Source organism: uncultured Psychrobacillus sp. (genome assembly GCF_938022135.1).
In the GTDB taxonomy this organism is placed as follows: Bacteria; Bacillota; Bacilli; order Bacillales_A; family Planococcaceae; genus Psychrobacillus.
The window spans coordinates 1-13,787 of the sequence record NZ_CALIED010000090.1 but is presented as its reverse complement, the minus strand read 5'-3'; the positions used below and the strand labels follow the sequence as shown (position 1 = coordinate 13,787).

The 13,787-nt window shown below is 38.6% G+C and carries 13 protein-coding genes; 7 read left to right on the top strand and 6 right to left on the bottom strand.

Annotation, left to right across the window (positions count from 1 at the left end; genetic code table 11):
- Positions 1–18: 18 nt before the first annotated feature.
- From Q0371_RS18575 to Q0371_RS18565, 3 genes are all read right to left on the bottom strand, one after another.
- The gene (locus Q0371_RS18575; RefSeq protein ID WP_298474031.1) at positions 19–2,634 is read right to left on the bottom strand and encodes a calcium-translocating P-type ATPase, PMCA-type; all 2,616 of its coding nucleotides are present in this window, start codon (positions 2,632–2,634) and stop codon (positions 19–21) included.
- A gap of 139 nt (positions 2,635–2,773) precedes the next feature.
- Positions 2,774–3,436, bottom strand: coding sequence for a glyoxalase (locus tag Q0371_RS18570; RefSeq protein WP_169359420.1), 663 nt, complete (start codon positions 3,434–3,436; stop codon positions 2,774–2,776).
- 14 nt (positions 3,437–3,450) lie between these two features.
- Positions 3,451–3,894 carry an ASCH domain-containing protein gene (locus tag Q0371_RS18565; RefSeq protein WP_298474028.1) on the bottom strand — a complete coding sequence of 148 codons (444 nt, stop codon included), beginning with the start codon at positions 3,892–3,894 and terminating at the stop codon, positions 3,451–3,453.
- A 226-nt stretch (positions 3,895–4,120) separates the two neighbouring features.
- On the opposite strand from Q0371_RS18565, the gene Q0371_RS18560 reads away from it, so the two are divergent.
- From Q0371_RS18560 to Q0371_RS18535, 6 genes are all read left to right on the top strand, one after another.
- A complete protein-coding gene (locus tag Q0371_RS18560) occupies positions 4,121–5,293 on the top strand; it encodes a DHHA1 domain-containing protein (RefSeq protein WP_298474026.1) in 1,173 nt (390 codons plus the stop codon).
- Between the two features lie 61 nt (positions 5,294–5,354).
- On the top strand, positions 5,355–5,879 hold the full coding sequence (locus Q0371_RS18555; RefSeq protein ID WP_298474023.1) for a hypothetical protein: 525 nt from the start codon (positions 5,355–5,357) through the stop codon (positions 5,877–5,879).
- A gap of 121 nt (positions 5,880–6,000) precedes the next feature.
- Positions 6,001–6,405 (top strand): MarR family transcriptional regulator, encoded by a 405-nt coding sequence (locus Q0371_RS18550; RefSeq protein WP_169359424.1) that lies wholly within the window; start codon positions 6,001–6,003, stop codon positions 6,403–6,405.
- 6 nt (positions 6,406–6,411) lie between these two features.
- The gene (locus Q0371_RS18545; protein WP_169359425.1) at positions 6,412–7,587 is read left to right on the top strand and encodes an MFS transporter; all 1,176 of its coding nucleotides are present in this window, start codon (positions 6,412–6,414) and stop codon (positions 7,585–7,587) included.
- A 173-nt stretch (positions 7,588–7,760) separates the two neighbouring features.
- Positions 7,761–8,297 carry a superoxide dismutase family protein gene (locus Q0371_RS18540; RefSeq protein WP_251555631.1) on the top strand — a complete coding sequence of 179 codons (537 nt, stop codon included), beginning with the start codon at positions 7,761–7,763 and terminating at the stop codon, positions 8,295–8,297.
- 17 nt (positions 8,298–8,314) lie between these two features.
- Complete coding sequence (locus Q0371_RS18535; RefSeq protein ID WP_298474017.1) at positions 8,315–9,397, top strand: CAP-associated domain-containing protein; 1,083 nt, start codon at positions 8,315–8,317, stop codon at positions 9,395–9,397.
- Between the two features lie 53 nt (positions 9,398–9,450).
- Here Q0371_RS18535 and Q0371_RS18530 read toward each other — a convergent pair whose 3' ends face one another.
- The 3 genes from Q0371_RS18530 to adh all read right to left on the bottom strand — a co-directional run bounded on the left by Q0371_RS18530 (position 9,451) and on the right by adh (position 12,245).
- Positions 9,451–10,182 (bottom strand): NADPH-dependent oxidoreductase, encoded by a 732-nt coding sequence (locus Q0371_RS18530; protein ID WP_298474014.1) that lies wholly within the window; start codon positions 10,180–10,182, stop codon positions 9,451–9,453.
- A gap of 193 nt (positions 10,183–10,375) precedes the next feature.
- Positions 10,376–10,702, bottom strand: coding sequence for a DUF779 domain-containing protein (locus Q0371_RS18525; protein WP_298474011.1), 327 nt, complete (start codon positions 10,700–10,702; stop codon positions 10,376–10,378).
- Positions 10,703–10,724: 22 nt separating this feature from the next.
- Positions 10,725–12,245: an aldehyde dehydrogenase gene (gene adh / locus Q0371_RS18520; RefSeq protein WP_169359428.1), complete on the bottom strand. Its 1,521-nt coding sequence runs from the start codon at positions 12,243–12,245 to the stop codon at positions 10,725–10,727.
- Positions 12,246–12,659: 414 nt separating this feature from the next.
- On the opposite strand from adh, the gene Q0371_RS18515 reads away from it, so the two are divergent.
- A complete protein-coding gene (locus Q0371_RS18515; protein WP_353056462.1) occupies positions 12,660–13,556 on the top strand; it encodes a YitT family protein in 897 nt (298 codons plus the stop codon).
- The last annotated feature ends 231 nt before the right edge of the window (positions 13,557–13,787 follow it).

The window sequence follows — 13,787 nt, the reverse complement described above, 5'->3', positions numbered from 1 at the left end:
TCCCCCTGAAGATTATCTCTATTTTCTAAAAATCTTTACTACCTCGTTTACGATTAGTGGTAGTAAGCTAAGCCCAATAACAATTAACCAGTCCTCTAATTGTAGCGACTGTACACTAAACACATCTGCAATTGGTCCAATTGAAACAATGAGCACCTGCAATACAACACCTAACAAAATAGAATATATTAATAACTTATTTTTAAACAACCCCGCTTTAAACACTGACTGGTTCATAGATCGGAAATTTAAGGAATGAACTAGCTGAGAAAAGCTTAAAGTGATAAAGGCCATCGTCTGAGCATGTGTCAATACTTCCTCGGACACATTCTTTGTAACTCCCTCTAGCCCAATTAAAAAGGCAACTAAAGTTGCAATACCTATTAGTAGACCGTTTAGCAATAAGAAAGGAATCATTCCATGAAATAATTGTTCCTTTTTTGGTCTTGGCTTTTCCTTCATTACTCCCGGTTCCTCAGGATCCATCCCAAGAGCAAGAGCTGGGAAAGTATCGGTCACTAGGTTAATCCATAAAATGTGAATGGAACGTAAAGGAGTCGGCCATCCAGCAATGATTGCGAAAAATAATGCTATGATTTCTCCAAGATTACAAGACAAAAGGAAGATAATAGACTTTTTTATGTTTTTATAAATATTTCGACCTTCTTCAACTGCTTTTACAATGGAAGAAAAATTATCATCCGTAAGTACCATGTCTGAGGCACCTTTTGCTACATCCGTTCCGGTTATACCCATAGCAACTCCTATATCTGCCTCTTTTAAGGATGGTGCATCGTTCACTCCATCTCCTGTCATCGAAACCGTATTACCAGCGGCCTTCATAGCTTGGACAATTTTCACCTTGTGCTCAGGAGAAACACGAGCAAACACATTGATGTTTTGGCATGACTTAACCAATTGTGCTTGGTCTAAGGAGTCTAATTCAACGCCCTCCATAACCTCCTCATCAGAAGAAGCAATTCCAAGATCCTTGGCAATAGCAAATGCGGTGTCCTTGTGATCTCCCGTTATCATTACCGTACGAATACCTGCACTTTTACATAGTGCAATAGAGTCTTTAACTTCTAATCTAGGAGGGTCAATCATTCCAACGAATCCAACGAAAATAAGGTCATTTTCAGCCTGCTCCAGCTCTATCTCTGCATCCACTTTATATGCCGCAGCTAACACTCGCAGTGCCTCGCTAGACATCGAGTGAGATGCATTTAAAATGATTACTTTATCCTCTTCCGTTAATGGTTTAACTTCTCCATTACTCCAAATTCTATTACATCGACCAAGTAATCGATCTATTGCCCCTTTGGTCATATAGTAATAGCCGTCTTCAGACTCGTGGATCGTCGTCATTAACTTTCGTTCCGAATCAAATGGAATCTCTGCGACTCTTTTTAACTCCGCTTCTAGGACATTTTTGTCAATCCCATGGCTCGCTCCTGCAGCGATTAATGCAATTTCAGTTGGATCACCTGTTTCAGCACCTCTCGTATAGGTAGCATCATTACATAAAACAAAAATTCTCATTAAACGTTCATGCCCAGTACTAGCCTTTTTTAGATTTGCTATTTCCTGAGTCTCTCCATTTAAGAAAAACTTTGTTACAGTCATTTTGTTTTGCGTAAGTGTGCCGGTCTTATCAGAACAGATTACATTTACGGATCCTAAAGCCTCAACCGCTGGGAGCTTACGAATGATTACATGTTGTTTAATCATTCTTTGTACACCAATTGCCAACACAATAGAGACTATAGCCGGCATACCTTCAGGAATAGCAGCAACTGCAAGACTGATCGCAATCATGAACATCTCTAGTAAATCTCTTCCTTGAAACATTCCGATTAAGAAAATCAGCAAAGAAATCCCCATTGCTGCAAAACCTAAATACTTACCTACTTGAGCAAGGCTTTTTTGTAATGGAGTTTGCTCATCCCCCGTATGTAGCATGCCTGCTATTTTACCAATTTGGGTGTTCATACCTGTTCCTACTGCTATGCCTGTTCCTCTACCAGCTGTGACTAGGGTGGACATGAATAACATATTTTTTTGATCACCTAGAGGAATTGTCTTTTCCTCTGTATTAAGCTTTACATGTGCATCCTTTTCAACGGGAACAGATTCTCCAGTTAAAGCTGCTTCCTCTACTTTGAGGTTGGCGGATTCAATTAACCTAATATCACATGGTATATACGATCCCGCACCTACCACAATAATGTCACCCGTTACTACCTCAATCGAATCTATCTCTTTAGATTGACCATCCCTTTTGACTACAGCCTTTGGAGTGGACATATTTTTTAGTGCTTCTAATGCTTCCTCTGCTTTTGACTCTTGAACGACACCTACAACTGCATTGATAATAACTACTATCCCAATAATAATTGCGTCTGCCACTTCTCCTACAAAAGCTGAAACCGCTGCAGCAACTATAAGTACATAAATAAGCACATTGTTAATTTGAGCAAATATTCTTTCAAACCATGATTTCTTTTTGGCAGCTGCCAGTCGGTTAGGTCCATTTTTTTCTAATCTCTGCCGTGCTTCATCAGTGGTTAGACCTTCTTGTAGATTAACCTGTAACTCTGTTGCTATCTCTTCGGTCCTTTTGTTATACCACATAAGTTTTCATGCCTCCTTTTTATGTATATCTTTCCCCTAGAAAAAATTTTAATGTAAATAATTTTAAATATCAGTTGTACTTTAGGGTCTAAAAAAGCGACATTCTAAAAAAAAGCGACTGTAACACTAGAAGTGTTACCTAGTCGCTCTCATCCTCTGATAACTCGCCTTTTTCATTAATTGCAACTCTTTTACCATTCGTAAAATGAATGTCTATTGGAGAGGTAACACTCATCTTTCTAGAGAAATACCATCTGCGTTGTGGAGGGACGAGTAATATAAATGTATCTTTTCTACCTATAAAGTTTAGCTCCTCAGGCTCGATCCGAACATGACCTGACACAGCAATACCTAGATTTTGAAGCTGTTCTCCTACCTGTTTTACAAAAGGAGTTGTTATACTTACCTCACTTATATTCAGTAAAGATTCAATACTGAAGTCACTCCATTTATCTACATGTCTTCTAGCGATAAACTCGATTACATTACCAGCCGGGTCCTCAAAATAGAATGCGTCTGCGTCAAACCGACTATAGTATATATCGTCTAACCCATCCTCTCTATTTAGCACAACTCTTTCCTTTGCCCAAAGTTTAGCAAGTGTGTATTGATTGCCTGGAATATTAATCGCAAAATGATACAACGAAGCAAGTTCTGTTTCTTGAAAAACAAGAGTAGACTCGCCAATTTCTACTTGAAAGTAATGGTCATCTGCTGCTGTAACATTGAGCTCTAGCACATTCCCATAAAATCCTCGCAGCTCCTGTAACTTATTTGTATACATGGTTACTGTTTTAAACATACTCGCACCCCTTTTTATTTAACATCAATTACTTCAAATCGTTCACAGACTAACAATAAATCTTCTTCAAACTTCAACCCAACTTTGTCTAATTCATTTGTGAAAAAATTTATGTGGGTTTTTTTCCAGTAATTATAACTTCTGTCTCCTTCACCCTCTGCATGCGCAAATTCTTCAGAAATTCTATTCATCGGTTTAATGGTGACATCCTTTGTTTTTATAATACAAACTGGTTCATCCTTGGTATTTAAGATAATATTATACTCACCAACCTGTGGAAGTGGCTCATTTTCTTTTTCATATAGAATATGAGCGGAACAGGTAGCAGTTTTTATTCTGTTTACAACTAGTTGTGCCAAAGTGTCCGCATCTTCTCCAAATTGCCAAGCGGAGACCTTGGGCTCAAACTCTTTGTCTTTCCAAAAACTGTTCCAGTATTCTCTAGCAGCTACATTCATATGGATTACCTCTTTTATTTAATATTTCGTTAATTTTAGTATAGAGAAGGATTTTTTAAAATACTATTGATATTTTCACTATTTCTTTCAAAGTTACCAGAACTAACTAGAAGTAATGGAGGATTTATAAGATATTAGTGTATACAGTAAGACAAGAAGAACAAACATACAGGGATGCAATCGCTAATGAAGCCATCATGACATCCTACATAAGGGAGCTAATGAAATGACTAACAAATTATATTACGAAGATCCTTACCTAACTACTTTTACTGCCTCTATCATAAAAAAAGAACCGGAATATGTAATAATTTCAGAAACAGCTTTCTATCCTACTGGCGGCGGCCAACCATGTGATATTGGTAGTCTAAATGATATTTCCGTAGTCAACGTAGAGATTATAGATGGAGAAATAAGACATTTTCTAGCTGAGCCATTAGATTCTCAGTCCATAGAAGTGAAGGGGAGTATTAACTGGATGAGACGTTTCGACCATATGCAACAGCATGCTGGTCAGCACATCTTATCTGCAGCCTTTGCAGAGCTTTTCCAAATGCAAACAGTAAGCTTCCACCTTGGTAAAGAAACTGCAACAATTGATTTAGATACAACCGAAGTTACTGAGGAGCAATTGAAAAAAGTAGAAGAATTAGCTAATCAAATAATTCTTGAAAACCGCGCTATTGAAACAAAGTGGGTGACAGAAGATGAGCTTACTCAATACAAATTACGTAAAGCAACTAGTATTAAGGAAGATATCCGATTAGTCATCATTCCTGATTTCGATTACAACGCTTGCGGCGGCACTCATCCATCTTCGACTGGACAAGTAGGTTCCATTAAAATCCTACAGACAGAGAAACAAAAACGGCATATTCGAGTGGAATTTGTCTGCGGTAAAAGAGTGTTAACACAACTTGACCGTAAGCAAAATGTATTACTTAACCTAATTAGCAGGCTGAGTTCACCGGAGGAAAAGCTAGTCGATGCTGCAAATAACCTATTGCATACTAACAAAAATTTAGAAAAGCTATTAAATGAGCACAAACAGGAGCTTTTAAAGTTCGAAGCCAAGGAGTTATTAAAACAATCTATTAACGATATAGTAGGTGTTACTTTTGAAAATAGAACTATTCAGGATCTACAAAGGCTTGCTCGCTTCCTTGTAGAGGAATCCCCTTCCTCCCTATGTGTATTAGTTTCACACAATGAAGAAAAGCTTCAAATCGTAACTGCCCGTGGTACAAATAGAGAAGAGAGTATGAAAGCATTGCTTCTACAGCTACTTCCTCTAATTAATGGTAAGGGTGGAGGAAACGATACACTTGCCCAAGGTGGAGGCGAAGCAGCGCTCTCTAGTACAGAGCTCTTAAATAAGGCTTTAACTTACATTAAGTAGCCGTGCCATAAAAGCTCCTTCTACATATACTAACTTGACTAAGTAGAAGGAGGATATTATTTTGACGAATCAATTTAATTTTCCGGGTTTATTTCCCGGCGGATTTCCGGGAAGACCACCTGGTGGACCTGGAAGCACAGGAAGACCGCCAGGAGGGCCAGGTGGCTTTCCGGGTATACCAGGTTTTCCAGGATCACCGGGTTCGCCAGGTTTTCCAGGGTCTCCGGGTTTTCCGGGCTCGCCAGGGATGCCTGGATTTCCAAATAGACCGCCAGGTGGCGGGCAGAATCCAGGTACACCAGGTAGGCCTCCAGGACAAAATACACAAGGAGGGCCACCTACTAGCCCTCCGCCCTCGTTTATTCCTCAACAAAGACAGGATGTAGGCGTGTTTGCGGTTGACCCTGGCGCTATTAGGAATTGCTTGTTCCGGAACACTTATATTTGGTTAAATAACGGAAGAGGCTTTTGGATTTACCCAACCTATGTAGGTAGAAATTCAGTTTCTGGTTTTCGATGGAATGGTTTTCGTTGGACCTTCTACGGTACAGACCTAGGAAGAATAACATCTTTTCAATGCTTTTAAAAAGCCGAGTCTTCTCGGCTTTTTCTTATTTCTCCAGTTTTCTCCCACTTTACAAAGTGTATAATGAGGATTAAAATAAAACTTAGCTAGTTAAATAATTTTCCAGACAAGGAGCTAGAAGATGACAAATCCACTTATTCATGAGCTTTTCCAAAAGACTCGTTATTTATCGTATGAGGTAAACAAAACGCTAAAGGGTTATAATCTTTATTCATCTCAATGGTCTGTCTTGAATTGCGTCTATCGACATAATGAAATGACACTGACTCAAATTTGGAAGTATTTAAATGTGGAAGCCCCTACGATCACTCGTACAGTCAATCGATTGGCTGTTTTAGGTTGGCTAGACATAAAGGCTGGAAAAGACCGTCGTGAAAAAATAGTAAGACTTTCAACCAAAGCGCTAGAAACCTTTCCTACTATTGAAAACTCTATGAATGTTTTCGAAAACGAAATGATTTCTGCCCTGTCTAAAGAAGACCAACAGCTTTTAATGGAGTTGTTAAAAAAAATTAATAAGGAGTAATGTTTTTTGACTAACAAGGAACCAATATGGACTAAACCTTTTATCAGTTTGTTCAGTACAAACTTCTCCATATTTATCATCTTCTATGGCTTAGTAACTGTTCTTCCTCTTTACGCTACCGATGTATTAGAGCGTTCGGATGAAGATGCCGGTTTACTAATGACCATTTTTTTAATTTCTGCAATTATTATGCGTCCGTTTACCGGTAAGCTTTTAGATTTAGCCGGTAAGAGAAAGATGCTATGGATCAGTTTATTTTTATACTTGATTTGCACAGTTATGTATTACTTCATAGAACCCTTTAGTATCTTGCTTATTTTGCGCTTTGTCCAAGGTATTTGGTTTAGTATCGCTACAACCGCCAGTGGCTCCCTTGCTGCAGACAATATTCCACCATCTAGACGTGGTGCAGGATTAGGATACTTTACTATGTCTACAAATTTAGCTGTAGTAGTAGGTCCCTTCATCGCTTTGACGATTGTTCAGTACTTCTCATATGATATTTTCTTTATAGCTATGAGTCTACTTTTATTAATTGGTGCTTTAACGGCATTATCCATTCCTCCTGAGAAACAGCCAGCCGTGCCACCTGTCAGAGCAAAAATGACTTTAAACGATCTTTTTGAAAAGAAATCTTTACCAATCGCATTAATCGGGAGCTTAGTCGCTTTTTCATACGCAAGCATTCTATCTTATCTTTCTATATACTCCCAACAAAAAGATTTGTTGTATCTAACTAGTAGCTTCTTTGCAGTTTTTGCTATTGTGATGCTTGTAAGTAGACCATTTACCGGAAGAATTTTTGATGAAAAAGGACCAAGATACATAATAATACCGGGATTAGTCTTCTTTATGTTTGGACTTATTTTATTAGCATATATGGATAGTCCCTTTACATTCTTATTGTCTGGCGCTTTTATTGGTTTAGGATATGGAGCGATTGTGCCTAGCTTTCAAACACTAGCTATACAATCGACTACTCATGAGAGAAGTGGCTATGCAACAGCTACCTTCTTTACATTGTTCGATACTGGTATTGCTATAGGTTCTTTCATCCTCGGAATTGTTGCATCGAAACTTGGGTATCAAGGGCTTTACCTGCTATCTAGCGGTATTGTTGCCTTGACCTTGATTGTATTCTTAATGCAAATGAAGCGATTGAGAGCAAACCTTAATCGCTAAGCTTAATGCCTTTTGAGGGACAAACGCTTTGTTCCGAGTTAATCCGTTTATATTATAAAAAGCACAATGCAGAAGTCGACTGCATTGTGCTTTTTATTTAAATAGATGTATATAAACCCTATATTTGGTAAGACTTATGTGGACTTAAAAATGTAAAATTAGGAGGGACATAAGTGTATAAACATATTACAGTTACTTTAGTAATTACTAGCGTTTTATTAGCAGGGTGTAGCTTTTCTTCAGTTGATGCAGATAAAGGTGAGATGGTGGATGTTTCATTGATGAATTCAGAAGGTAAACAAGTAGGAACTGCAACGCTTTCAGAAACCTCCAAGGGTACCCATATTTTATTAAAAGCAGAGGGGTTAGCTCCTGGAATTAAGGCCATCCATTTTCATGAGAAGGCTAGCTGTGAAAAACCAACGTTTGAATCCGCCGGAGGTCATTTTAATCCTACTGGAAAAGAGCATGGATTTCAAAATCATAAGGGGTATCATGCCGGAGATCTACCCAATATTGAAATAGACAAGGATGGAACTGTTGAGTTAGAAACTATTTCACCTGCTGTAGTGTTAACTCAAGGGAAAAGTAATTCTTTGTTAGATGCTGATGGTAGTGCTATTGTTATTCATGAAAGTGCTGATGACTATAAAACCGATCCTGCAGGTAATTCTGGCAAAAGAATTGTATGCGGAGAAATTAAGAAATAAGTTGGAGTGTGAAACACGTGAGAAAAGTAGGCTGGTTTCTTCTTTTGTTAGTAGCCATTTTCTTCTCCAGACCTTTGTGGGAGGAATATACAACTGAATATGTTGATCTTTCTTTTCTTCAGCCTGTAGATGAATGGATAGAGTCTATGGAGGTTGGTCAGTATCTAAATGAAGCGAAGGCTTACTGGCAAGAGATGAAATCTAATCCTACTTCCTCCCCAACTAAAACGAACATTCCTCTTTCTGATGCAGGCATTGAGCTAGATCAGATTAAGATGGGTATGAAAAAAAGCGAGATTGAAACGATATATGGAAAAGCTCAAAGAGTTAGTCTAAACGAATACGGGTTAGTTTGGCATACTCACCATGAAAACTATCAAAATTTCATGATGGTTTCTTATGATTCTCAAAATAAGGTAAATGCCATGTTCACTAATCAGCCCTCTAACTCCATGTTTTTAGGGATGACTATGGATAGTAATAGAGAGCAGGTGCTTGCTGCTTTAGGAGAACCTATCAAACGTTTAAAAAAGGGTAACATCGTCTATATACTCCCAGACTCGGGGGAATATGATTTGTTTTTGGTCAATAACAACTATGTTACTTTTTTTTATGATATACATGAGAGCAGTACTATTACAGCAATACAAATTGTGGAGGAATCCGTGGAAAAAAATCATAAAAAAACATTTGGTGAGCCTTCTGAGGAATTGAAAAAAGGATTTGAATATCAGCTTTTCGATTTAACAAATGCTGCTCGTGCGATTCGTGGTTTACCTATCCTCGCGTACGATGAATCAGTAAGTGACACCGCTCGGAAGCATAGTGAGGATATGGCTGTCCATAATTATTTTAGTCATGACAACTTACAGGGGCTAACTCCTTTTGACCGAATGGAGCAGGACGGTCTTAGCTTTACCTATGCTGGTGAAAATTTAGCATACGGACAAAGCAGCAGTATATTTGCCCATGAGGGATTGATGAACTCACTTGGTCATCGTAAAAATATTCTCAGTCCAAATTACAGGAACTTAGGAGTCGGAACTGCTTTTAATGATACTGCTACACCCTACTACACTGAAAACTTTTTTACACAGTAAAAAGCTATAGAGAGGATCACGACTAATGTCGGATCCTCTCTTCTAAATTTCACTTACTTTAAGTTAAATCCTTTACTTGCTAAGAAATCTCTCACATGGGGTCTGCGAGGACTTTCTAGGAAGTCTGCCATTTGACTTGTCCAAGTAGATACTTTTTGGTTAGATCCACGACTCAAGTAATATTCCTTCATCGTTTCATCATACTCTTTGAGAAGCTCTCCGTATTTACCAGAATTATAATCATTTTCGTGGAGAATGGCCTCCACTGGTAGACGTGGCTTCACCTCATTTTGTTGGTCAGGCACACCTAGTGTAATTGCAAAGAGTGGAAATACCCCTTCTGGCAGATTAAACAAAGTACTAATTTCATCTAATGCATTTCTTACCCCACCTATGTAGCAGATGCCATAGCCTTTGTCTTCGGCAGCAATAACAAGATTTTGCGCGAACAGGGCTACGTCTACTGTTCCGACAATTACATTTTCAACCGTATCAATCGTTATTTCTTTTTCTTGAATTTTGCCAGCCGCTTGTAAGCGATTGAAGTCTGCACACATTAGAAGAGCTGCTCCTGCAGTAGCAAATTGAGTAGGGTTTTTGGATAGTCTACCTAGTTCTTCTTTTTTCTCCTCATCGGAAACCCATATCACGCTATAGGCTTGTACGAAGTGGGAGCTGGCAGCATGTTGAGCAGTTTCTATAAGCTCTACTACTTCTTCTCTCGGCAACTTATAGTCTTTATATTTTCTCACAGAAGCATGCGCTCGTAACAGTTCTTTAACCATTCGTATTCCTTCTTTCGTTGTTTTTTCTAAAGTAAGTATAGCTTAATTTATTTTAAGAATGAAACAAATCACACTCTAAGGAAACGGGATGGCTATTAAAGACGGCAAGTAACAAGCTATGGGCTCTGCAGTGTTTGTTGAGTCAATTACAAATAAGCACAGGAAGGGGATACCATTACTGTGCTTATTTCCATTATTCATAACTACTAAGCTGAGTGTTCTCGTCAGAGGTAAATGCCCGAGATCTTGTTAGGAATCGTTTGCCCTCTACCACATCAATGATTAGCTGGGTATGCTTCCAGTATTCAAACTGATTCTTGTGCATGTAAAACGGAACATCCCCAATATGTCCTAAGAGGATATCCTGATCTCCGACAATTAGCTCCCCATTGGGATAGCACATAGGAGAGGACCCGTCACAGCACCCTCCTGATTGATGAAACATTAAGGGACCGTGCTTACTTTTCAATTGCTCGATTAGCTCTAGTGAAGCATCTGTTGCGATGACCCTTTCGACCATCTACATTCATCCTCTCTGTTGCTTAAAAGAATCCTAATTTATTTTCACTATAGCTCACTAATAGATTTTTGGTTTGTTGATAGTGACTGAGCATCATCAAATGATTTTCTCGGCCTATTCCAGACATTTTGTAGCCTCCGAAAGCAGCATGGGCCGGGTATTGATGATAACAATTTGTCCATACACGTCCTGCTTGAATAGCACGTCCAAAACGATATGCTGTATTCATATTGCGTGTCCATATTCCAGAACCTAAGCCGTATAACGTGTCATTAGCAATTTCCAGAGCTTCTTCTTTCGTCTTAAATGTGGTAACCGACACCACTGGACCAAAAATTTCTTCCTGGAATATACGCATTTTGTTATGACCCTTAAAGACTGTCGGCTTAATGTAATAGCCCTCTGCCAATTCACCTTCTAATGTATTCCGTTCGCCACCGATCAGGCACTCTGCTCCCTCTTGTTTTCCAATATCCAAGTAGGATAGAATTTTCTCCATTTGCTCTGTGGAAGCCTGTGCTCCCATCATTACATCAGGGTCTAAAGGATTTCCTATGTTAATAGACTCCACTCGAGCAATTACTCGTTCCATAAACTTATCATAAATAGACTCTTGAATAAGCACCCTTGAAGGACATGTACACACTTCTCCTTGATTTAAAGCGAACAATACAAAGCCCTCTATTGCTTTGTCTAAAAATGCATCATCTTCATCCATTATGTCCTCAAAGAAGATATTTGGTGATTTCCCACCAAGCTCTAGTGTTACTGGAATAAGGTTTTGAGAAGCATACTGCATGATTAAACGGCCAGTGGTAGTTTCTCCGGTAAAGGCAATTTTACTGATTCTAGGACTAGAGGCTAAAGGTTTACCAGCTTCTAAGCCAAATCCATTTACGATATTCACCACGCCAGCGGGAAGTAAATCCTCAATCAGCTCCATTAGTACTAATATAGAGGCTGGCGTTTGCTCTGCTGGTTTTAGCACGACACAGTTACCAGCTGCTAAGGCCGGGGCTAGCTTCCATACTGCCATTAGGATAGGGAAATTCCAAGGAATAATTTGTCCCACTACACCAAGAGGTTCATGGAAATGATATGCAACCGTATCATTGTCTATTTGGCTAAGTCGACCTTCTTGTGCTCTTATGGCACCAGCAAAATAACGAAAGTGATCAATAGCTAAAGGTAAATCAGCATTTAAAGTCTCTCGTACCGCTTTACCGTTATCCCAAGTCTCTGCAATAGCTAACATTTCTAAATTTTCTTCTAAACGGTTAGCAATTTTGTTCAAAATATTTGATCGCTCAGTTACCGATGTCAATCCCCAAGCTTCCTTTGCGGCATGAGCTGCATCTAAAGCCAATTCAATATCCTCCGATGTGGAACGAGCAACCATTGTAAATACCTTTCCTGTCACAGGAGTGACATTCTCAAAGTACTGCCCATTAACCGGTGGTGTCCACTCTCCGTTGATATAATTATCATACTTGTCCTTAAAGGAAACCTTTGCCCCTTCAGTATTAGGAAATGCATAAACCATCCCTATTCCTCCCCCACATTTTTTTGCGCATTTAAATAATATGCAAAAGAATAATTATGTATGCGCTTACAATTTTAATTACTTTCCATGAATTTGAATCTTATATCCCCCCTCTAATAATATCAATCTTACAATAATATTAACAGATTAAAATGAATATTCAAACTATATAATTTGATAAACTTATTTAAAGATGGGCTCTGTTATTTTCATAATTCCTCTATCAGCCACGTGCAATATTAAAGCCTTCATTATTCTTTTCAGAAAGGACTACATAAATTTAAATAGATAGATTAAAAATGCTTATAACATTTTTTGGATAATTTTATTAATATATAGAAAACACTCTTTTAATTTTTTGAATTTTTTTATAAAATAGAAGAATGGCTATTTTTTAGAAAAGAGGAGATTAAATTGAGTGATATAGCGATTGAGCTGGCAAAAGTTAAAATACCTCACAGAAAAACCCCCAAAAAAGTTGTTGCTGGGCGCATGATCATGATAGCAATTGGAGCTATCCTGATGGCCGTCGGTCTAGAACTTTTCTTAGTTCCCAATCAAATTCTCGATGGTGGAGTAGTAGGAGTTTCTATCATTATTTCACATCTAACGGGAGTAAGATTAGGAGTTTTTATCTTCATACTAAACATTCCATTCTTTTTCTTAGGATACAAGCAAATCGGAAAAACCTTTGCACTATCCACTCTTTTTGGTATTACTATACTGTCACTCTGTACATCTTATTTACACCATATTGATGCTTTTACAAAGGATTTACTCCTATCAACTGTATTTGGAGGCATCGTTCTTGGCGTCGGAGTAGGATTAGTTATTCGTCATGGAGGTTCCTTGGATGGCTCTGAAATTTTAGCTATTCTTTTTAATAAAGCATTACCTTTTTCAGTTGGCGAGATTATTATGATAATAAATCTAGTCATATTCTCTGTTGCCGGTTTCGTCTTCACTTGGGAGCAAGCTATGTATTCCTTTTTAGCCTACTTTGTAGCATTTAAAACTATTGATATCGTTATTCAAGGTTTAGATGAATCTAAATCCGTCTTTATTATTAGTGATAAAGTTGAGATTATTGGTGATACTGTCATGGACCGTCTTGGTCGGGGAGTAACATATCTTCATGGGGAAGGTGCCTATACAGGAGATAGTAAGAAGGTAATCTTTACAGTTGTTACTCGATTAGAGGAAGCCAAGCTAAAATCTATTGTGGAAGAAATAGATTCCCATGCCTTTTTAGCAGTAGGCAACATAGCCGAGGTACAAGGCGGCAGATTTAAGAAAAAAGACATTCATTAAAAAGAAAAGCGTAATCGCCTATCTCTGCCCCGACAGGCAAATGGGGAAATGCGAGGAGGCAGTTCTTCAGCCACCGCAGTTTTTTCCCATTTGACCCCGAGGGGCAAGGCGGTGCAGCTAGACATCGAGAAAAGCGCAACCGCCTATCTCTGCCCCGACAGGCAAATGGAGAAAAACGAGGAGGCAGTTCCTCAGCCACCGGAGCTTTTCTCCATTTGACCCCGAGGGGCA